This is a genomic window from Pseudomonas sp. LAMO17WK12:I10 (genome assembly GCF_900215185.1).
Lineage (GTDB): Bacteria > Pseudomonadota > Gammaproteobacteria > Pseudomonadales > Pseudomonadaceae > Aquipseudomonas > Aquipseudomonas chlororaphis.
The window spans coordinates 67,086-87,526 of sequence record NZ_OBDX01000028.1 but is presented as its reverse complement, the minus strand read 5'-3'; the positions used below and the strand labels follow the sequence as shown (position 1 = coordinate 87,526).

The window sequence follows — 20,441 nt, the reverse complement described above, 5'->3', positions numbered from 1 at the left end:
TCCGAGCCCATGAATAGTGAGTCGCTACTGGAGCGGAACACCCGCTCTGTTTGCCCTGCTGCTGGCTGGTACACCGCGTTGTGCAGGCGATCTATGGTGCTGATATCCAATAGATCTGCCTGTCGATTTTCTGACAATACGTGCTTGATGCGCCTAGAAAATTCGGAGAACGACTCGGAAGTAGCGGCAGTGCGGCTTTGGCGGGTAATCCAGTCCGCAGCCGCTTGTTCCGGCTCGAAAAGCAAGGCTTCGCGTGGCACCGCCGGCGGCGAATCCAGAATCCGACGCATGTGTGCATTCGTGTCGTTCAAACGAACCAGGTCGGAGTCCAGCCGCCGCTGGACCTGAGCCTGTTCGCCAGCAAGCTCCCCCCAACTGAAGCGGGTCTTTGCCGTGCCTTCGAAGTCCAATGTCAGATTCCGGCGTATCGCTTGCTCGACCACCTCGGGAGTGGTCAGGCGTGCCAAGTTGCGAGCAGGTTCGCTGTCCTTCATGGTATTGACCAACAATTCGATCTTTTTAGGGTCGGTCAGTTTTTTCCAGCCTGCGTTGCCCATTGCCGAGGCAATGGCATTGCCCGAGGCGAGCTTGGCCCGTCGGTAAAAGTCAAGGGCCTCTTCGACCCCCTGCCGGGTCAAGACGGTTCCGCCGGTGACAGCACCCACTCCACCCAATACGCCAGCGATGATTGCCTCATTACGGAAGGTGGCCGCGTCTTCCGGCCTATCAGCCAGATGCGCTTGAGTCGCGACGGCAGCCACATAAGCAACGTCCACTGCCAGATTAGCCAGGAACAACGCAACGCGGCTCAGTACAGTGCCCGTACCGGGGACAGCGACACTCAGAGCTGCAGCAGGAATAGTCAGGACGGCCTTCGCTACCTCCAACCAGTGTTCGGTCGTCTGTTCAAAGGAACTGAATACCGCGCGGTCGATGTCCAAGTCTAGACGCTCCATCAGACCGTCAAATAGTTTGTTGGCCAGATCTCTTGGGTTTTCGGTTTCGCTGAATGAAACTGGACGATCTATGCTACGAGTTGTTGGGAAATTCATCTGTGCATTTGTTACGACGATGCTCTCAAATATTGAATTCGGTCTGTTTTTATATTCTTGGGCTGTATAACTGGGCATTTTGTTTAGAACCCAGCTCTTGAACTCGTCGGAGTGGGGAAAGGTCGCGGTTGTTTCGGTCACCCTCCGCCCCATGGCTCTTATATAGGTACGCGATTGGTTGCCTATATGGAAAAAACCGGGCTCATCCACGCTGAAGAGCACACCGCCCGCTTCGCCGGAGGGGATCAGGAATACACCGTTCAGCTTGGTCCCCCGAAAGGACATCTCCTTGGCCTGAATACTTCCAGTTAGAAAACTCTTCACCGCTTGTTCATAGTTAGAGTCCTTGTTTGGACTGTCCAAGTATGCCAGACAACGTAGCTTTATCATGTTCTGATAATGCGCCGTCAGCCCGGAGCGCTTCGCAGGGTCTGTGCGGTACGTCGACAGTGCCTGCTCCATCACCGTTTGCAGGTTTTCCTGCGTCAACGCACCGATCAGCCCCGCAGGTTCGAACGTGGTACGGGGAAATGAATATCGGCGATCCAACGAATCTCTTGCTTGTTTAAAATCGTATAAATAATGTCCTGTAATAACATCCCTGAGCGGAACGCTTACGGTGGTACTGCTCGGCGCTCGTTTGTAGGGTGGCACCATCGTGGGGTCGTAGGGGCCGGGATGATAAGTCACCCTGACAAGGCTGTCTGGCCCCATCCAAGTGACTGTAGCGGTTTGTTGCTCGTAACGGCTTATGCCTTTTTTGATGTAGTCATCAATAAACGCGGACGGATCCAAAATGGGGTGATACAGCTCTTGGAGCTGTTGCAACGTGCGTTCACTAGAGCGCTTTATTCTGCCCGCCAGCTGTTGATCCGTTAGCGGGTCAGTCGATGTAGGATTTTCCTCGGTTGCCAACGCAGGTTGCCACGTGCCGCCAAAGACCTCCTGTTTAAATTGCCATACCTTGGATTGGCCGTAAATATCGGACAGCCCGTCTGCAATTTGCAACAGCCCATCCGCGAACTGGCGGAACGGTGGAGCAAAGTCCATCTGGCGAGGCACCAAGACATCAATGAGTTTGAGCAAGCGTATTACATTTCTTTCTGCCGGCGGCCTGCTATGTGAATTTATTACTTCGTCAGACCTATCAATCCGTTGAAGTATCAACGATAGTGTTCTGCTATCTCTAAGGCCAGTTTCATTGATAAGGGCTGACATATGTTGCGGAATGGTCTCGCTCGTGATTGATGTGCTTCTTCTAGTCCTGTTTTTTTTTGACTCGATTAAAGCCTCTACACCTACAGGGGGCGTTGTTTCAGCCTTTGGGGGCTCTTCGACCGGCTCATCATTAAAAAGAAAACTCAGATCACGAACCTCGAGTTCGTTGATGATCTTCAAGTGTTCTTGATACTCGCTATAGCTCATTCGCGATGGCGCAACCAGCTTGCCGTCCGACGTAGAGGACAGCAGGGCCTGATAATGGCCAGGGTCACGCTCCAGTTCCACCGCTACCTTCTGGAAAAACTCCAGGAGATATGGCGACGCACTTCGATAGTTACGGCTCCCATCGAAGGCCTCCAGTTCGATAAGGAACTGCTCGTTATCATACTGTGGAGACAGCATTACCTGATGAGAATGCAGCTTCCCGGCGACCAGCTTAAGCAAGGCGCTGGTGTCCTCATCCCAATCGGATAAATATTTAAAATTTTCTATTTGTCGCTTGATTTTCGGATAGTCGGCCAATGAAGAACTACCGGAAAGCTCTCCTGTGGGAGAAGCCTCAGGCTCATTCTGCAAAAACGACAATAAAATATTAGAGTTCAACAACCGATTTTGGATGGTCATGTGTTTTTCATATTAACTCGAGTAAAAGCTCGACGAGTATTTAAAAAACTATGCTTTAAAGATTTCAAATACCGATCATCTGGGGATGGCCTTTTAGGCTCTATACGAAAAGTAATGTCGCAAACACCGCATGGCACAAGCCAGTGAGACCATCGCCGCATAACTTTTCGCGAGTTGGTCGAAGCGCGTCACGATGCGGCGATTTTCCTTCAGCCACCCGAACATGCGCTCAATGATGTTGCGCTGCCGGTACTTGGGGCGATCAAACAGTCTTGGCAAGCCCGGCCTCGGCTTACGCTTCATGCTGCGCAGCGGGATTACCGGCTGCATCTGGTAACGATCACAGTAGCGGCGCAGGGCTTCGGCATCATAGCCCTTGTTGGCCAGCAACCATCGGCAGCGCTTACGGGGACGACCGCATGGGCTTGGGATGTAAGCCTCATCCAGCAGCGGTTGGGCATAAGCAATATCACTTGCTTGCCCGCCTGATAATAGAAAGCGTAGCGGCACGCCATTGGCATCGCACAACATGTGAATCTTGGTCGTCAGACCGCCCCGACTGCGCCCGAGTGCATGGTCTTGCGGTTCTTCAGGCCCTCTTTTTTCCCGGCGCTTGATGAGGTTCGGGTTGCACGAACAGCAGTGGAATCGATCATCCAGGTTTCCAAGTCGATCAAGCCTTGCTCGTTCAACCGGATGTGAAGTCGCTTGAGCATCTGGTCGAAAGTCCCGCGGTTACGCCAGTCGCGAAAGCGTTGATACACCGTTGACCACGGGCCGAAGCGTTCGGGCATGTCACGCCAGGCGGCGCCTGAACAGAGCACCCATAGCACGCCGTTGAGCATCAGCCGATCATCTGCCCGTGGGCGTCCGTTGCGGCGGGTTTCACTGAAGATGTCTGCAACCAAATCCCAGGCTGCGTGGGGGAGTTCGTACCGCTTGGCCATCGTGGACGCGGACTCTACTGATTCCTGACGGTTGTGGGAGTCAAATGAGTTTCGGCGGATTTCGTACAGAGCCTAGCCACGACCGTCCGCTGTTGGCCGTTTGCTGCCGGCTGTGATCATTGCAGCATGTGGATCACTTTGTGGTTTTGCTCCTTCATACATTAGAAAAGCTCTCAAAAGGTTTCCGTGATTTGGCGCAACCCATAAACATCTATCACCGAGCACAGAGCCCTCAATCCGCTACTACCGGCCTCACAGAATGTGCAGCATCCACAACACCCCCAAATAAATCCCCCCTATCCCCACCGGCAGCACACAAAGCAGTCGAACCTGCGAAAAGAACGAAGGCACAGCTTCCACCGGAGTCGACTCCTCCAATTGCTGCAGCGTCATGACCGCGACACCTTCCTCCGCTGGCGCATTGAGCCGGGCCTGGATCAGCGGTTCGACTGCTTCGACTTTGCGCATCAGGGTCCGGCCCCAGGTGAACAGGGCGCCGCCGATGAAGATCAGCAGGTAGATCACCAGGAATTTCCAGTGGGGCGGGTTGCTCAGGCGGATGAAGTCGGGGGTTGGGCTGTTGTCCCAGAACCAGTCCAGGGGGCGGGTGTTTTCGTAGACGGTGAACATGAAGTTCTTGATCGGGCGGTTGATGGTCGCCGCGGCGGTGGTGTAGCTGTCCAGGCGCCAGTGGAGCATTTTCAGGGTGGAAAACACGGTGGAGATCAAGGCGCCGGTAAACAGCAATGCGCCTGCGGCGATGGCCAGCCGGTATTTCAGTTGGGCCTGGGTGTAATTCATCTGTGCGTCCTGCGATGAAGAAAAGGGCCGCAATACTAATAGTTCGTTGCCCCTGGCCGATAGGGGCGGCGCTGGCTTATGGGCTGCCTTTGGGCCTCGAGGGTTTCAGCCGGCAGGGCTGCGACGAACGCTACCGGCGGCTTGGCCTGAACGACGCGCAATGCCTGCCACTGATGAATTTCCTGCCGGTGCAGTAAGCGCCGGACAAGCGCGAGGAGAATCTGAACAGCACCCCGCCAAATCGAGACGGCCGTTCCAGGCTTTGTCAATGATCAGAATCATAATGATATGTATTTACTTACAAAAGATAATCGTTATCATTCGCGCGATCTTCAGATAATTCCTACAAAAAAAGGTATCCATGGTGGTCTCATCGCGCATTTACCCGGCCTCTCTGTCGTTGCTGGGCCTTCTGGTCGTCCCTGATCTACAGGCAGAAACGGAGTCTGCTCTAACCCTTCCGGCCACCGCTGTGAACAGTGAGTACAGCGAGCAGAGCTACATGCCGACCGAGAGCAGGAGTGCGTTGAAGATCGATGCGCCGCTGCGTGATATCCCGCAGACCGTCAACGTGATCCCCCAGAGCGTGATCAAGGACCAGGGCGCGCAGTCGATGGAGGACGTGCTGAAGAATGTCCCCGGTGTCGGTCTGTCCAACGGCGACGGCCAGCGCGATCAGGTCACCATCCGCGGTTTCAGCGCCATTGGCGATATGTACGTCGACGGCATTCGCGACGACGCCCTGTATTTCCGCGACCTGTCCAATGTCGAGCGGGTGGAAGTGATCAAGGGGCCCGCGGCGGTGCTTTATGGTCGCGGCTCATCCGGTGGCCTGATCAACAGCATCAGCAAGAAGCCCAACTTCGCCCCCAAGCAGGAAGTGGGGGTCAGCTTCGACAGCGAGGGTAAGAAGCGCACGCAGTTCGATGCCGGCTGGGCCGACCAGCAGCACAACGACAAGGCTTTCCGGGTCACCGGGGCGCTGGAGAACAGCGACACCTTCCGCGATGACGGCTATATCGACCGCAAGGCCATCGCGCCGTCGGCCTACTTCAAGCTCTCGGACGATCTGGAGCTGAACCTGGGCGCGACCTATCTGTATGACAAGCGCCTGATCGACTTCGGCATTCCGGCGCGCGGCAATCGCCCGGTCGATGTGGACCGCGACAAGCGCTTCGGTTCCGCCGACCCGGATGACGACTACACCCGCAGCGAGGTGTTCTCGTTCACGGCGGGTATCGACTACCGCATCAACGACGATTTCAGCCTGAGCAACACCAGCCGCTACTACCACTACGACCTGGATCGCAACAACACGCTGGCCGACTCCAGCCCGACGCGCTTTGTCACCGCGCCCAATGGCGAACTGCTGGTGAAGCTCAACCGCGGTAATGTGCAGCGCAAGGAAGACGGCTGGTTCAACCAGACCGAACTCAAGCAACAGGCCGTGCTCGCCGGGATGAACCACAGCCTGCTCTATGGGGTGGAGCTGGGGCGCCAGGTGAAGGATCAGTCGGTGTTCAGCCAATCCAACGTGGCGCGGGTGCCGGTGTATCGCGATGCCCTGGTCGATGTGCCGTTCCAGGCCAACCGGCAGACCGCCAAAGGGAGCAACACCCAGGACACCGCCGGGTTCTACGTGCAGGACCTGGTCGAACTGACGCCACACTGGAAAGCCCTGGTGGGCGTGCGCTATGACGTGTTCGACCAGGAATATTCCGACGACCTGACCCACAGCAGCCTGTCCCGCACGGACACCACCTGGAGCCCGCGTGTCGGCCTGGTGTATCAGCCTGACCAGGTGCAGTCCTATTACATCTCGGTCAGCCGTTCCTACCAGCCGTCCGCGGAAATGTTCGCCCTGAGTACCAGCAACCAGGACCTGGAGCCGGAAGAGACCACCAACTTCGAGATCGGCGGCAAGTGGGACCTGTTCGACAATCGCCTGGCCTTGACCGCGGCGCTGTTCCGTCTGGAACGCACCAATATGAAAACCACCGATCCGGCGAACCCGAGCAAGCTGGTGCTGGCGGGTGAGCAGCGTACCGATGGTCTGGAACTGACCGCCAGCGGACAGTTGAGCGACAAATGGCAGGTCTATGCCGGCTACGCCTACCTGGATGCCGAGATCACCAAGTCCAACAGCCGTACCAACGGGGTCGCCAACGAAGGCCAGACCCCGACCCTGACCCCGCGCCACAGCGCCAATCTGTGGCTGGTACGTTCCTTGACCCAGGAGTGGCGTGTCGGCATGGGGGCGAACTATGTCGATGACCGTTACACCGCCCTGGACAACCAGGTGGTCATGCCGGCCTACACCACGGTGGACGCGGCCTTGCTCTATAACCTGCCGAAATGGGACATGGCCCTGCGCCTGCGTAACGTCTTCGACAAGGACTATTACGCCTCGGCGCATGGCTCGGTGGACCTGATCACGTCGGGCGCGCCACGCACCCTGGAGCTGAGCGCCAACTATCGGTTTTGAAGGCCTACCCTGAGACCAAAGCCCGGCAGTGCGACACTGCCGGGCGTTTTTGTCTGCGCTCGCCTTGCCTGATGTGTCTCCTATACTCATTCGCGCCGACAGGTTCACGCCGTACCCGAACGCCGCCGCAACAACCGTCGGCACCCTCACAGCTACCCCTCCCAGTCACTGCAAGGAGACCAAACATGGCAATCCGCATTGGCGACGAAGCACCTGATTTCACTGCCGACACGACCGAAGGTCCGCTGCATTTCCACGAGTGGATCGGCGATAAGTGGGCAATCCTGTTCTCGCACCCCAAGGACTTCACCCCCGTGTGCACCACCGAGCTCGGTTATATGGCCAGGCTCAAGCCGGAGTTCGACAAGCGCAATACCAGGATTGTCGGGCTCAGCATCGACCCGGTCAGCGACCATAAAGCCTGGGTCGGCGACATCCAGGAGACCCAGGGGCATGCGGTCAACTACCCGATGATCGGTGACGAGAACCTGGTGGTGGCCAAGCTCTACGACATGATCCACCCCAATGCCAGTGGCGGCGCGCGCACCGCCGTGGACAACGCCACCGTGCGTTCGGTGTTCATCATCGGCCCGGACAAGAAGGTCAAGGCGATGCTGGTGTACCCGATGAGCGCCGGGCGCAATTTCGATGAAGTGCTGCGCCTGCTCGATGCCCTGCAACTGAATGCCAAGCACACCGTCGCCACCCCGGTGAACTGGCGCCCGGGTGAGGATGTGATCATTCCTACCTCGGTATCCGACGAGGACGCCCGGAAGAAATATCCCCAAGGCTTCAAGACGTTGAAGCCCTATCTGCGGGTCGTGGAGCAACCGAAGTAACCACCACCGACAAGGGCTCGCTCACGGAGCTGGCCTGCGGGGATGACGCGACGCCGGACAGGGTTCACCCGGCAGACCGCCGGCGCGGCGTTGCAGTCACCTCCAGGCATGTCCATGGGTGCGCCTTTAGCCAGGATGGGCAGCCACTGCCCATCCGCGGTTCAAACAGTCCGTCTTGCCAAGCGATACCGCTGAGTGCCGGGCGGGGTGCGCCGCGAACCTTCGTGGCCTGACAAGCGCTATCCTTGAGCCTTCCTTCCGTTGCCAGAGCCCACCCATGCTCGATGTACATGCCGTCCGCAAAAGCTACGCCACGCCCCAGGGCCCGTTGCCGGTGTTGCAGGGGGTCGACTTGCACCTGGAGCAGGGCGGCAGCCTGGCGTTGATGGGCGAGTCGGGCAGTGGCAAGAGCACCTTGCTGCATCTGATCGCCGGCCTGGACAAGGTCGATGGCGGCAGCATCCGCATCGGCGGGCAGCAGCTGGAGCGGATGAACGAGAACCAGCTGGCCAACTGGCGGCGCACCGAAGTCGGGCTGGTGTTCCAGCAGTTCAACCTGATCGGCAGCCTGCGGGTGGAGGACAACCTGGGGTTCCAGGCGCGGCTGGCCGGGCGTTTCGATGGGCGTTGGCAGGCGCAACTGGTGGAGCGTTTGGGCCTGGGCGATCTGCTGCGGCGTTACCCGGAGCAACTGTCCGGCGGCCAGCAACAGCGGGTGGCCCTGGGCCGGGCCCTGGCCGGCAAACCATGGTTGCTGCTGGCCGACGAACCCACCGGCAGCCTCGACGAAGCCACCAGCGACGACGTGCTGCAGCTGTTGCTGGAGCTATTGGCCGAGACCCCCACCAGCCTGTTGATGGTCACCCACAGCCAGCGCGTCGCCAGTCGCCTGGGGCGGATCGCGCTGCTGCATGGCGGGCGTCTGGCCGGCGCGGGCGAGCGCTGAGGTGCGGGTGTTCTGGCACAGCCTGCGGGCGCTGCTCAGCCATTGGCGGCGGCACCCGGTGCAGTTTTTCAGTGTGCTGACCGGGCTGTGGCTGGCTACCAGCCTGTTGACCGGGGTGCAGGCGCTCAACAGCCAGGCGCGGGACAGTTACGCCAAGGCCAGCCAACTGATCGGCGGCGCGCCCCAGGCCAGCCTGGCCACGGCCAATGGCGCGCCGTTTTCCCAGGACCTGTTCGTCGGCCTGCGCCGGGCCGGCTGGCCGGTGTCGCCGGTGGTGCAAGGCCGGTTGACGCTCAAGGGCCATGCACAGCAGCGCCTGCAATTGCTCGGGATCGAGCCGCTGTCGTTGCCGGCCGGTGCGGCGGTCGCCGGCCAGGTGCTGGACTCCGCGCGCATGGTCGAATTCGTCAGCCCGCCGGGCAGCACCTGGATCGCCCCGCAAACCCTGGAAGCCCTCGGCTATCGCGAAGGCGATCGGCCGGTGACCGCGAGCGGCCAGCCACTGCCGCCGCTGCACAGCCAGGCGGATATGGCGCCGGGGTTGCTACTGGTGGATATCGGTTTTGCCCAGCCGCTGCTGGGTTTGCCGCAGCAGCTCTCACGGCTGCTGTTGCCGGCGGATTTCGCCGCCAGCGCGCCGGCCTTGCCCGATGCGTTCAAGGGCCTGCTGGTGCTCAAGCGCGGCAGTGAGGAAAACGATCTGGCGCGCCTGACCGAGAGCTTTCACCTGAACCTTGATGCCCTGGGTTTCCTGTCGTTCCTGGTCGGCCTGTTTATCGTCCATGCGGCCATTGGCCTGGCCCTGGAGCAGCGGCGCGGCCTGCTGCGCACCTTGCGCGCCTGCGGGGTCAGCGCGCGGATGCTGATCGCCTGCTTGTGTGTCGAACTCGGTGGCCTGGCCTTGCTCGGTGGGCTGGCCGGGGTGCTCAGCGGCTACCTGCTGGCCAGCGTGCTGCTGCCGGATGTCGCCGCCAGCCTGCGTGGCCTGTATGGCGCCGAGGTGGCGGGGCGGTTGAGCCTGAGCCCCGGGTGGTGGTTGGGCGGCATCGGCCTGAGCCTGCTCGGCGCCTTGCTGGCGGGGGCCAACAGTCTGCTGCGGGCGGCGCGCTTGCCGTTGCTGGCGCTGGCCGATCCCCAGGCCTGGCATCAGGCACATGCGCGCTGGCTGCGGCGTCAGGCCTGGGTGGCGACGGCCCTGGCGGGGCTGGCGGGCGCGGCCTGGGTCTGGGGCGACAGCCTGGGCAGCGGTTTCGTGCTGATGGCGGGCCTGCTGCTCGGTGCCGCCCTGGGCCTGCCGGTGTTGCTCAATGGGTTGCTCAGCGCGCTGCTCGGGCGCAGCCGTTCGGTGCTCGGGCAGTGGTTCCTCGCCGATTGCCGGCAGCAGTTGCCGGCCCTGAGCCTGGCGTTGATGGCGCTGCTGCTGGCCCTGGCCGCCAATATCGGCGCCGGCAGCATGACCGCCGGTTTTCGCCAGACCTTCGCCGACTGGCTCGAGCAACGCCTGAGCGCCGAGCTGTACATCAACCCGCAGACCCCGGCGCAGGCGCGGGAGCTGCAACGTTGGCTGCCCGAGCAGCCTGCCGTGGCCGCGGTGCTGCCGGTCTGGCAGGTGGCGCTGCAACTGCAAGGCTGGCCGGCGGACCTGTACGGGGTGATCGAGCATGCCAGCTACCGCCAGCATTGGCCCTTGCTCGAGGCCCTGGGCGAGCAGCCCTGGACCCAGCTGGCCAGCGCCGACACCTTGATGCTCAGCGAGCAGACGGCGCGCCGGCTCAAGGTGCGGCTGGGCGATCGGCTGGATATCCCTGTGCCGGTGGGGCAGTGGGCGCCGCAAGTGGTGGCGATCTATGCCGACTACGGCAACCCCAGGGGCCATCTGCTGGTGAATGCCGAGCACTTGCTAGCGCACTGGCCGCAGCTGACGCCCAACCGCTTTAACCTGCGCCTCGAGCCAGCCGCCGTGACGCCGCTGGTCAGCGCCTTGCGGCAGCGCTTCGGTCTCGACGACAGCCGCATGGTCGAGCAGGCGCAGCTCAAGGGCTGGTCGAGCCAGGTATTCGAACGCACCTTCGCCGCCACCGCCGCTCTCAACAGCCTGACCCTGGGGGTGGCCGGCGTGGCGCTGTTTATCAGCCTGCTGACCCAGAGCCAGAGCCGCCTGGGCCAACTCGCGCCGCTGTGGGCGCTGGGGGTAAGCCGGCGCCAGCTGATGCTGCTCAACCTCGGGCAGACCTGGCTGCTGGCGCTGCTGACCTTGCTCCTGGCGCTGCCGTTGGGCATCGCCCTGGCCTGGTGCCTGGACACGGTGATCAACGTCCAGGCCTTCGGTTGGCGCCTGCCGTTGCGGGTGTTCCCGCTGCAACTGGTGCAGCTGCTGGCCCTGGCGGTATTGGCCACCTTGCTCGCGTCGGCCTGGCCGTTGCTGCGGTTGTATCGCAGCCAGCCGGCGGATCTGCTCAGGACTTTCGCCCATGAAGATTGAACGGCTGCTTGGCCTGTTGCTGGTGTCAGCCCTGTGCGGCTGCGATAAGGGCGACGAGCCAGCGCAAGGTTTCGCCGGCCTGGGCGAGGACGCCGCGGCGTTCACCCAGGTGGTGCCGGGGCGGGTGTTCAGCTTTCCTGCAGACCATGGCGTGCATGACGGTTTTCGCATCGAGTGGTGGTACCTCACCGCCGACCTCAAGGCCAGCGACGGCCAGCGCTTCGGCGTGCAGTGGACGCTGTTTCGCAGCGCCTTGCGCGCCGAGCCCGACCAGCCCGGCTGGCAGGCACCCAATGTCTGGCTCGGTCATGCTGCCGCCACCTCGGCCAACACCCATTACGCCGCCGAACGTTATGCCCGCGGCGGAGTGGGGCAGGCCGGGGTGACGGTGCAGCCGTTCAAGGCCTGGATCGACGACTGGAGTTTCAGCAGCCAGTCCGCCGACGCCAACCCGCTGGCCCATATGCAACTGCAGGCCAGTGGCCCGGGTTTCGCCTATCGCTTGCAGCTGCGCAGCGACCGGCCCCTGGTGCTCCAGGGCGAGGGCGGCTACAGCCGCAAGTCCGAGCAGGGCCAGGCGTCCTATTACTACAGCCAGCCGTTTTTCCAGGCCGAGGGCAGCCTGCAGATCGACGGCCAGACCTATCAGGTCAGCGGCCCGGCCTGGCTCGACCGCGAATGGAGCAGCCAGCCCCTGGCGGCCGGGCAGAGCGGCTGGGACTGGTTCTCCCTGCATCTGGACAGCGGCGAGCGGTTGATGCTGTTCCGCGTGCGGGAAAACCACAAACCGCCCTACATCACCGGCACCTGGATCGAGCCCAACGGCCACACCCAGACCCTGCACAAGGACGATATCCAGCTCACTCCGCTGGAGGACTCTAAGGTGGCCGGGCGTACGCTGCCCACCCGCTGGCGTCTGCGCATTCCCGGCCACGGCCTGGATATCAATGCCGAGGCGCTCAACCCCAAGGCCTGGATGAACCTGCGCATTCCTTATTGGGAAGGGCCGGTGCAATTGAGCGGCAGCCATGTCGGCAGCGGTTATCTGGAAATGACGGGCTATTAGCGAGGTATTTGTGAGTGCCGGTCATTAGTTATTTGCCCAATATTCATTTATCTCTCGCGTCAAACTGTGAGTGGTTTTCTGTTGAACTAATAAAGTGTCGATTCATGATTTCGACTCAATATTCTTTTCCCCGGCGCAGCATTTATCTTTTTTCGCAAAGACGGAGAATTCGCTCAACTTAAATATCACTGAGGTTCTCCGCCATGTTCAGCCTGAAAAAATCCGCAGCCCTGTTCCTTGCCTTGTTGGCCTTGTCTTCCGTGGTCAGCGTGCAGGCCGAGGAGTCCGGCGCCTTTGTCGAAAGAAACCGCGCACTGAGCGCGGGCTCGGCACAAAACTGAAGTTTAAAGTTCAAGCGGCCGCTGCTGGAAAGTAGGCGGCCGACTCTTTTGTGTGGCTGAAAACTGGGTTGCAAAGTTGCTCGCCAACCCCGGAGAAAGTTATGAAACCAGGATTATCCGCGATGAAGTCCAAACCCTTGAAGTTTGCCGCGTTGTCGGCCATCGGCCTGGCGCTGCTGTCGGCGTTGTCCGGCTGCGGTCCGGATCAGGTACTGGCCCCGCCCGCGCCGCCGACGGTTTCGGTGAGCCAGCCGGTGAACCGGCAGATCATCGATTGGGACACTTTCACCGGACGTTTCGAGGCTACCGATTCGGTGGAAGTGCGTTCGCGGGTCAGCGGCTACCTGGAAAAGGTCGCCTTCACCGACGGCGCCATCGTCAAGAAGGGCGACCTGCTGTTCGTCATTGATTCGCGCTCCTTCCAGGCCGCGGTGGTCCAGGCCCAGGGCAAGCTGGCCCAGGTACGTTCGCAGCTGGCCCTGGCCGAGCAGGAGTATGCCCGGGCCAAGGTGCTGATCGAATCGAAGACCATTGCCCGCAGCCTGTATGACCAGCGCTTGCAGGCGCGGCAGGCGGCCCAGGCCGAAGTCCTGAGCGCCGAAGGCGCCTTGAGCAATGCCCGGCTCGACCTGGAGTTCACGCGCATCACCGCGCCCATGAGCGGGCGGATCAGCCGCAAGCTGATCAGCGAAGGCAACCTGGTCAACGGCGGCAACAACAATGCGACCCTGCTGACCACCATCGTGTCCCTGGACCCCATCGACATCTACTTCGATATCGATGAGCAGAGCTACCTCAAGTACCGCCGCCAGGAGCAGGGCGCCGCGGGCCAGAACCTGGTGCGCATCGCCTTGCCGGGGCAGAGCGAGCCGACCCTGAGCGGGCGCATGGACTTCATCGACAACCGCCTCGACCCGTCCACCGGCACCCTGCGCCAGCGCGCCCGGGTGGCCAACCCTGACCTGCGCCTGAGCCCTGGGCAGTTCGGGCGTGTGCAGTTTTCCGGGCGCCCGAGCTATCAGGCGCTGTTGCTGCCGGACACGGCGATCAGCGTCGATGCCACGCGCAAGGTGGTCTATGTGCTCAATGCGCAGAACCAGGTGGAACTGCGTCCGGTGCAGCTGGGCAAGCTGCATGACGGCCTGCGTGAAGTCGCCAGCGGCCTGCGGCCCGAGGACCGGGTAATAGTCGATGGCATCCAGCGGGTGCGCGTCGGCGAGACCGCGACCGCCAGCGAGCAGGCCCTGGCGCTGGCGCCGAAGGCCTCGGCCAGCGAAGGAGCGCCGCTATGAACCTGGGGAAAATCTCCGTCGAACAGCCGGTGCTGGCGATTGTGCTGTCCATCGTGCTGATGATCGTCGGCGGCCTGGCCTACCTGATCCTGCCGACGTCCGAATACCCGGACATCGCGCCGCCCACCGTGGTGGTGCAGGCGACCTACCCGGGTGCGTCGGCGCAGACCGTGGCCGAGACCCTGGCGATCCCCCTCGAACAGGAGGTCAACGGCGTCGAGGACATGCTCTACATGTACAGCCAGGCGACCTCCGATGGCAGCCTCAACCTGACCGTGACGTTCAAGAGCGGCACCGATGTCGACAAGGCCCAGGTGCTGGTGCAGAACCGCGTGGCCCTGGCCACGCCGCGCCTACCGGAGCCGGTACAGCGCAGCGGCGTGTCGGTGCGCAAATCGTCGCCGACCCAGCTGTCGACCATCTTCATTTCGTCGCCCAAGGGCACCTACGACCAGCTCTACGTTTCCAACTTCGCCATCCGGACCGTCGCCGATACCCTCAAGCGCATCGACGGCGTGGGCGACATCAATCCGCTGGGCGCCCGTGAATACTCCATGCGCATCTGGCTCGACCCGGAGCGCGTGGCGTCCTTCAACCTGACGCCGGCGGACATCATTGCCGCGGTGCGCGCGCAGAACACCCAGGTGGCGGGCGGGGTGATCGCGCAACCGCCAGTGGCTTCCCAGGCCTTCCAGCCGAACCTGATTTTCGAAGGCCGCCTGAAAGAGCCGGCGGACTTCGACAACATCGTCATCAAGTCCGGCAGCGCCGGGCGCCTGGTGCGCCTGAAGGATGTAGCGCGCACCGAAATCGCCGGCCTGGCCTACGTCAACAACACCTATTACCTGCGCCACCCGGCCATCGGCTTGCAGGTGCTGCAACGTCCCGGCGCCAATGCCCTGGCCACCATGAAAGTGGTCGAGCAGACCATGCAGGACCTGAGCAAGGAATTCCCCGAAGGCATCGAATACAGCATCGGCTACAACCCCACCGCGTTCATCGCCGACAGCATCGGCGAGCTGGGCAAGACCATCTACGAGGCGGTGATCCTGGTGGTGCTGGTGATCCTGGTGTTCCTGCAAGGCTGGCGTCCGTCGATCATCCCGATCCTGGCGATTCCGGTGTCGCTGGTGGGGACCTTCGCGGTCATGGCCATGCTCGGTTACTCGATCAACAACCTGACCCTGTTCGGCCTGGTGCTGGCGGTGGGCATCGTGGTCGACAACGCCATCGTCGTGGTGGAAAACGTCGAGCGCCATCTGGCCGAAGGCAAGAGCCCGTTGCAGGCCACGCTGATCACCATGCAGGAAATTGGCGGTGCGCTGGTGGCGATCACCCTGGTGCTCTGCGCGGTGTTCATTCCCACGGCGTTCATTCCGGGGATCTCCGGTGAGTTCTTCCGTCAGTTCGGCATCACCATCGCGGTGGCCACGGCGATCTCGCTGTTCAACTCGGTGACCCTGTCGCCGGCGCTGGCGGCGATGATTCTGCGACGCCACGACCCCAAGGCGCATCAGGCGCCACGGCGCGGTGTGGTCGGCCTGCTCAAGCGCGCAGCGGAGGGCTTCAACCGCGGCTTCCTCAAGCTTTCGGTGGGCTATGCCGGTAGCGTGCGGGGGCTGGTGGCGCGCACCCCATTGATGCTGGCGATCTACGCGGTATTGATCGCGGCCACGGCCTATCTGCTGGTGTCCACGCCCAAGGGTTTCATTCCGGCCCAGGACCGCGGTTACCTGGTGGTGATCGTGCAACTGCCGGAAGGTGCTGCGCTGGAGCGCACCAACGAGATTTCCCGGCAGATCGAAGCCATCGCCCTGCAAGTGCCGGGTGTCGACCGGGTGCCGACGTTCTCCGGGTTCTCCATGGTCACCGGCACCAGTTCTTCCAACTCGTCCGGCCTGGCGCCGGTGTTCGAGCCCTGGTCCAAGCGCAAGCTGCGCGGCCTGACCTCGGACAAGATCGCCGCCGACCTGCGCGAGCGCCTGAAAGTGGTCAGCGGCGCGTCGGTGATTGTCGCCACGCCGCCTCCGGTCCAGGGCCTGGGCAGCACCGGTGGCTTCTCCATGCGCCTGCAGGACCGTGCCGGCCTGGGCAGCCAGGCCCTGGCCAAGGCCACCGAGCAACTGATCGCCGCGGCCAATGCGACCCAGGGCATGACCGGTGTCTACTCGCCGTTCTCGGCCCGTACGCCGCAGGTGTTCGTCGAGCTGGACCGTGAGCGCGCCGAGATGCTCGGGGTGCCCAGCAGCCAGATCAACCAGGCCATCGAGACCTATTTCGGCTCGACCTACATCAACGACTTCAACCTGGTGGGGCGCACCTATCGAGTGACGGCCCAGGCGGACTTGCCGTATCGGGTCACGCCAGAGGACCTGGCGCGGGTCAAGGTGCGCAACGAGGCCGGTGACATGGTGCCGATCGCCAGCGTCACGCGGTTGCACGAGTCGCTGGGGGTCGAGCGTTTCCCACGCTACAACCTGTTCCCGACCGCGGAAATCAACGGCGACACCTTGCCCGGACTGGGCTCCGACTTCGCCCTGCAAACCATGGAACGCCTGGCCGGGCAGACCCTGCCACCGGGCATCACCTACCAGTGGACCGACCTGAGCTACCAGCAGACCACCGCCGGCAACATGGGCCTGCTGGTATTCCCGCTCTGTGTGATCTTCGTCTACCTGGTGCTGGCCGCGCAGTACGGCAGTTGGAGCCTGCCGCTGGCGATCCTGCTGATCGTGCCCATGTGTCTGCTGGCCGCCGCCGGTGGCGTGCGCCTGATGGGCCTGGACATCAACATCCTGACCCAGATCGGTTTCATCGTGCTGGTGGGGCTGGCGGCGAAAAACGCCATCCTGATCGTCGAGGTGGCGCGGCAGCAGGAACAGGACGGGCAGGGCATCGTCGATGCCGTGGTGGAGGCTTGTCGCCTGCGCCTGCGACCGATCCTGATGACCTCCCTGGCCTTCATCCTCGGTGTGCTGCCGCTGGTGCTGTCCGAAGGCGCGGGTTCGGAAATGCGCCAGGCGGTCGGTTCGGCGGTGTTCTTCGGCATGATCGGCGTGACCCTGTTCGGCCTGCTGTTCACCCCGATCTTCTACGTCCTGATCCGCCGTCTCGCCGGGGGCGAGCGGCGGTTGCAGGCCCCATCCAGCGTCTCTGCTTCGGGAGTGGTCCATGAATAACCTGCTGCGTTTTCCCGCCCTGGCCTTTACCGCGGCGCTGCTTGCGGCCTGCGCCGCGCCGACTTTGCCACCGGCTGTCGAGGCGCCCGCCGGGCGTTTCGTCAATGCGCCGCAAATACCGGCGGCGGGCATTGCCGAGCAATGGTGGACGCTGTACCACGACCCCTTGCTCGACCGCCTGGTGGCGCGGGCGCTGGAGGAAAACCTCGACCTGCAGATTGCCCTGGCGCGGATCGATGCCAGTCGTGCCTTGCGCGGCGTCGCGGCCGCCGGCGCGAGCCCCGAGCTGAACCTGGGGGCCAGTGCCGCCCGGCAACGGATCTCGGCGGACCAGGCCGGGTTCAGCGAACCCTTGATGACCGAGCCGCTGAGCCTGGGCCTCGACGCCTCCTGGGAGATCGACCTGTTCGGGCGGATTCGCGAAGGCGTGCGGGCCGCCGATGCCGACCTGCAGGCCAGCGCGGAAGAGGCGCGCGGGGTCAAGGTGGCGCTGGTCACCGAGGTGGTGCAGGCCTATGCCCAGGCGCGGGGGCTGGAAGAGCGCCTGAGCATCGTGCGGCAGAACGCCGAGAGCCAGAGCCGCACTCTGCAACTGACCGAGCAGCTATATGCGGCAGGCAGCAGCCCGCAGGCCGATCTGCTGCGGGCGCGTTCCCAGTCGGAGTCCACCGCGGCCCAGGTGCCGGCCCTGCAACTGGAGTGGCAGCGCTCGCTGCACCGCCTGGCAGTGTTGCTGGCGCAGCCGAGCGAGGCGCTGTACCAACAGTTCGCCGCCAGCCCGGCGCAACTGAGCGAGGTGGATCTGGTGGATGCCGGCACCCCGGCCGACCTGCTGCGTCGGCGTCCCGACATCCGCGCCGCCGAGGCCCGGCTGATCGCTGCCTACGCACGGGTCGGGGTGGCCAAGGCCGACCTGCTGCCGCGCTTGAGCCTGTCGGCGGCCCTGGGCTCGCTGGTCGATGGTGTCAGTGCCGCGAACCTGGCCAGCTCGACCTTCTGGCTGGCCGGTATCAATGCCAGCGTGCCGCTGCTGGACGGCGGACGCCGGCGCGCGGTGGTGGAACTGCGCGATGCCGAGGGGCGCCAGGCCTTGCTCGGCTATCGCCGTACCGTGCTCGGCGCGGTGGCGGAAGTCGAGTCGGCCCTCGCCGCGGCCCGGCGCAATGCCGAGAGCCAGCAGCATCTGGCCAGTGCCGCGGCGCAGGCCAGTTCGGCGGCGCAGCAGATCCAGCGTTCCTGGGCCGCCGGTGAGGCGCCGTTTCTCGATGTGCTGCAGGCCCAGCGGGTCGAACTCACGGCGCAGAACGCGCTGTCGCGGATCAAGACCGCGCAATTGCAGAACCAGGCTGTGCTGGTGCGGGCGCTCGGTGGTTGAACGGGCAGCAACGAATCTGTGGTTCGCGGCGGCGTGGGCATTTACAGCGTCTATGCTCAAGCGGCACCGCGCGCCTGAACGGCGCGGGTCTTGTCTTCAATTACAGGGATGAACTTCTATGAAGCCGCTTCACTCTCTGGCCAAAGCCGTTGCCTTGGCCACTCTGTTGTCTGCTGCCAGCCTGCATGCCTACGCCGCCGACATTCCGTTGGCCGGTACCGTGGAGGCCGATGAACTGGTGACCAAAGTGCTCTCCGTGGATGCCGCCAAGCATCGTGTGGTGCTGGAAGGCGCGCAGGGCCAACCGGTGCATGTGCAACTCAGCGATCAGGCCAAGGACCTGGGGCATTTGAAGGTAGGCGACAAGGTCAATGTGCGGGTCACTCACGCGGTGGTGGCGGTGCTGGACACCAATGTGGAAAAAGGCCTGCCGGATTCCGCTGAGCGCACCGGGGTGATTCGCGCCACCAAGGACAACCCCAACCCGGGCGGCGAAGCCTATCGCCAGGTGCAGGTGCAACTGAAGATCACCGACATCGACCTGAAGAACAACCAGCTGACCTTCCAGGGCCCGGCGGGTAACAAGAAGGTCCTGGCCGTGGAAAAACCGGAAGTCCAGGCCCGGCTGAAAGACCTCAAGGTCGGCCAGAGCGTGGTGGTGACCTATACCGATGTGTTGCAAGTTACGACACAGCACGAAGGTTGATTGAGACCGGGCGCTGGTCGTTGTGGCGGCCGGCGCGCGGATCTCGGGAGGTCCGTGCGGGGAGTTGAACGAAGGTGAGCGAAATAAAAAAATCTCCGCCTGCTTTGTGTTCAGAATTCTTCAGAATATGTGCACGGACTTTCTTTTCTTGTTCGATTAAAATAGTTCTCGTTCGCCCGGTGCAAGGGCTCTTTACCGGTGCATGGATTGCCAGGCCAGAGCACTGGGCGAACACCCTCTTCGGGGTTCCCGCCCCACGATTTCCGTCATTGCGTTCATGCGACCCGCGCAGGTTCGACGCCTGTTGCCCGCGGTTGCCAAGAGCGCTCGGCTCTCTCCAGCAAGACTCTTTACCGCCACAGCCTGTTGATTCATTGCCTGCCGCCTGGGTCGGCTTCAGCCGCGGGACACGGTGGTGCACAGCTGCAGGCCCAGCGCGCGCATGACCTTGACCACGGTATCGAAACGCGGCTTGGCGCCCGGGGCAAAGGCCTTGTAGAGGCTGGCCCGGCCCTGGCCGGTGGCCTTGGCAATCTGCGTCATGCCCCGCGCCCTGGCGACATGGCCCAGGGCGCGGATCAGTTCATCGGTATCGCCATCGGCCAGGACCTGGGACAGGTACTCGCTGATCGCCTGGTCGCTGTCGAGCAGGGCGGCGATGTCGAAGGGAAGCAGGGTGTCGGACATATCAGAACTCCTTGGCCAAGGAACGGGCCTGGCAGATATCGGCAGGCTGGGTGGACTTGTCGCCACCCAGCAGCAGGACGATGAGGGTATTACCGCGCACCGTGAAATAGAGGCGGTAGCCGGCGCCCATATTCACGCGCATTTCCGAGAGACCGCCGCCGAGGTTTTTCACATCGCCCAGGTTGCCCGCCGAAGCCCGCTCGATGCGCCGAGCGATGGCTATCCTGGCGCGCAGGTCCCGTAGCGTGGTGTGCCATCGGGCAAAGACGGTCGTCTGCAGGATCTCGTAATCCATGAGTGACTGTATCCATATGGAGACAATATTGAAAGGAGTGATGACCCTCAGGCGACTGACGGTGTGCTTGAAGGCGTCATGGAAAGGTAAGCAGGAGGGGAGT

Annotated in this window: 15 protein-coding genes; 10 read left to right on the top strand and 5 right to left on the bottom strand. The window is 62.6% G+C overall.

Annotated elements, in window-relative coordinates:
- The 3 genes from CRO75_RS25585 to CRO75_RS25570 all read right to left on the bottom strand — a co-directional run.
- On the bottom strand, nucleotides 1-2,897 hold a 2,897-nt coding region (locus tag CRO75_RS25585), incomplete at its 3' end, for a hypothetical protein (RefSeq protein WP_143504060.1).
- A 93-nt stretch (nucleotides 2,898-2,990) separates the two neighbouring features.
- Nucleotides 2,991-3,844, bottom strand: a protein-coding gene (locus CRO75_RS25575; protein ID WP_097139030.1) for an IS5 family transposase whose coding sequence is annotated in 2 segments (ribosomal slippage) — nucleotides 2,991-3,500 and nucleotides 3,503-3,844 — 852 coding nt in all. Because the reading frame shifts where the segments join, the coding sequence is not laid out codon by codon here.
- 252 nt (nucleotides 3,845-4,096) lie between these two features.
- Complete coding sequence (locus tag CRO75_RS25570) at nucleotides 4,097-4,645, bottom strand: YniB family protein (RefSeq protein ID WP_097139028.1); 549 nt, start codon at nucleotides 4,643-4,645, stop codon at nucleotides 4,097-4,099.
- 361 nt (nucleotides 4,646-5,006) lie between these two features.
- Here CRO75_RS25570 and CRO75_RS25565 point away from each other — a divergent pair, with 361 nt between their 5' ends.
- The 10 genes from CRO75_RS25565 to CRO75_RS25525 all read left to right on the top strand — a co-directional run bounded on the left by CRO75_RS25565 (nucleotide 5,007) and on the right by CRO75_RS25525 (nucleotide 19,356).
- A complete protein-coding gene (locus CRO75_RS25565) occupies nucleotides 5,007-7,130 on the top strand; it encodes a TonB-dependent siderophore receptor (RefSeq protein WP_097139026.1) in 2,124 nt (707 codons plus the stop codon).
- A gap of 185 nt (nucleotides 7,131-7,315) precedes the next feature.
- A complete protein-coding gene (locus CRO75_RS25560; protein WP_009043091.1) occupies nucleotides 7,316-7,969 on the top strand; it encodes a peroxiredoxin in 654 nt (217 codons plus the stop codon).
- Nucleotides 7,970-8,246: 277 nt separating this feature from the next.
- The gene (locus CRO75_RS25555) at nucleotides 8,247-8,915 is read left to right on the top strand and encodes an ABC transporter ATP-binding protein (protein WP_097139024.1); all 669 of its coding nucleotides are present in this window, start codon (nucleotides 8,247-8,249) and stop codon (nucleotides 8,913-8,915) included.
- Nucleotides 8,881-11,397 (top strand): FtsX-like permease family protein, encoded by a 2,517-nt coding sequence (locus tag CRO75_RS25550; protein WP_239990638.1) that lies wholly within the window; start codon nucleotides 8,881-8,883, stop codon nucleotides 11,395-11,397. The genes CRO75_RS25555 and CRO75_RS25550 overlap by 35 nt, the downstream gene beginning before the upstream one ends.
- Nucleotides 11,387-12,463 carry a lipocalin-like domain-containing protein gene (locus CRO75_RS25545; protein WP_097139022.1) on the top strand — a complete coding sequence of 359 codons (1,077 nt, stop codon included), beginning with the start codon at nucleotides 11,387-11,389 and terminating at the stop codon, nucleotides 12,461-12,463. The genes CRO75_RS25550 and CRO75_RS25545 overlap by 11 nt, the downstream gene beginning before the upstream one ends.
- Before the next feature lie 203 nt (nucleotides 12,464-12,666).
- Nucleotides 12,667-12,804 (top strand): hypothetical protein, encoded by a 138-nt coding sequence (locus CRO75_RS33060; RefSeq protein ID WP_164485835.1) that lies wholly within the window; start codon nucleotides 12,667-12,669, stop codon nucleotides 12,802-12,804.
- A 101-nt stretch (nucleotides 12,805-12,905) separates the two neighbouring features.
- Nucleotides 12,906-14,096, top strand: a complete 1,191-nt coding sequence (locus CRO75_RS25540; protein ID WP_097139020.1) for an efflux RND transporter periplasmic adaptor subunit — start codon at nucleotides 12,906-12,908, stop codon at nucleotides 14,094-14,096.
- Entirely contained in the window at nucleotides 14,093-17,275 is a 3,183-nt protein-coding gene (locus tag CRO75_RS25535; protein WP_097139017.1) for a multidrug efflux RND transporter permease subunit, read from the top strand. The genes CRO75_RS25540 and CRO75_RS25535 overlap by 4 nt, the downstream gene beginning before the upstream one ends.
- A complete protein-coding gene (locus CRO75_RS25530; protein ID WP_062822916.1) occupies nucleotides 17,268-18,650 on the top strand; it encodes an efflux transporter outer membrane subunit in 1,383 nt (460 codons plus the stop codon). Before CRO75_RS25535 ends, CRO75_RS25530 begins: the two co-directional genes overlap by 8 nt.
- A 118-nt stretch (nucleotides 18,651-18,768) precedes the next feature.
- Complete coding sequence (locus tag CRO75_RS25525; RefSeq protein ID WP_097139015.1) at nucleotides 18,769-19,356, top strand: hypothetical protein; 588 nt, start codon at nucleotides 18,769-18,771, stop codon at nucleotides 19,354-19,356.
- Between the two features lie 396 nt (nucleotides 19,357-19,752).
- On the opposite strand, the gene CRO75_RS25520 is transcribed toward CRO75_RS25525, so the two are convergent.
- Nucleotides 19,753-20,043 (bottom strand): addiction module antidote protein, encoded by a 291-nt coding sequence (locus tag CRO75_RS25520; protein WP_009043099.1) that lies wholly within the window; start codon nucleotides 20,041-20,043, stop codon nucleotides 19,753-19,755.
- 1 nt (nucleotide 20,044) lies between these two features.
- The gene (locus CRO75_RS25515; RefSeq protein ID WP_097139013.1) at nucleotides 20,045-20,338 is read right to left on the bottom strand and encodes a type II toxin-antitoxin system RelE/ParE family toxin; all 294 of its coding nucleotides are present in this window, start codon (nucleotides 20,336-20,338) and stop codon (nucleotides 20,045-20,047) included.
- Between the last annotated feature and the right edge of the window lie 103 nt (nucleotides 20,339-20,441).

Bases quoted from the DNA above. Each gene is read 5' to 3' on its own strand.
- CRO75_RS25570 (WP_097139028.1), bottom strand. From the start codon at position 4,645: ATGAATTACACCCAGGCCCAACTGAAATACCGGCTGGCCATCGCCGCA.
- CRO75_RS25565 (WP_097139026.1), top strand. From the start codon at position 5,007: ATGGTGGTCTCATCGCGCATTTACCCGGCCTCTCTGTCGTTGCTGGGC.
- CRO75_RS25560 (WP_009043091.1), top strand. From the start codon at position 7,316: ATGGCAATCCGCATTGGCGACGAAGCACCTGATTTCACTGCCGACACG.
- CRO75_RS25555 (WP_097139024.1), top strand. From the start codon at position 8,247: ATGCTCGATGTACATGCCGTCCGCAAAAGCTACGCCACGCCCCAGGGC.
- CRO75_RS25550 (WP_239990638.1), top strand. From the start codon at position 8,881: ATGGCGGGCGTCTGGCCGGCGCGGGCGAGCGCTGAGGTGCGGGTGTTC.
- CRO75_RS25545 (WP_097139022.1), top strand. From the start codon at position 11,387: ATGAAGATTGAACGGCTGCTTGGCCTGTTGCTGGTGTCAGCCCTGTGC.
- CRO75_RS33060 (WP_164485835.1), top strand. From the start codon at position 12,667: ATGTTCAGCCTGAAAAAATCCGCAGCCCTGTTCCTTGCCTTGTTGGCC.
- CRO75_RS25540 (WP_097139020.1), top strand. From the start codon at position 12,906: ATGAAACCAGGATTATCCGCGATGAAGTCCAAACCCTTGAAGTTTGCC.
- CRO75_RS25535 (WP_097139017.1), top strand. From the start codon at position 14,093: ATGAACCTGGGGAAAATCTCCGTCGAACAGCCGGTGCTGGCGATTGTG.
- CRO75_RS25530 (WP_062822916.1), top strand. From the start codon at position 17,268: ATGAATAACCTGCTGCGTTTTCCCGCCCTGGCCTTTACCGCGGCGCTG.
- CRO75_RS25525 (WP_097139015.1), top strand. From the start codon at position 18,769: ATGAAGCCGCTTCACTCTCTGGCCAAAGCCGTTGCCTTGGCCACTCTG.
- CRO75_RS25520 (WP_009043099.1), bottom strand. From the start codon at position 20,043: ATGTCCGACACCCTGCTTCCCTTCGACATCGCCGCCCTGCTCGACAGC.
- CRO75_RS25515 (WP_097139013.1), bottom strand. From the start codon at position 20,338: ATGGATTACGAGATCCTGCAGACGACCGTCTTTGCCCGATGGCACACC.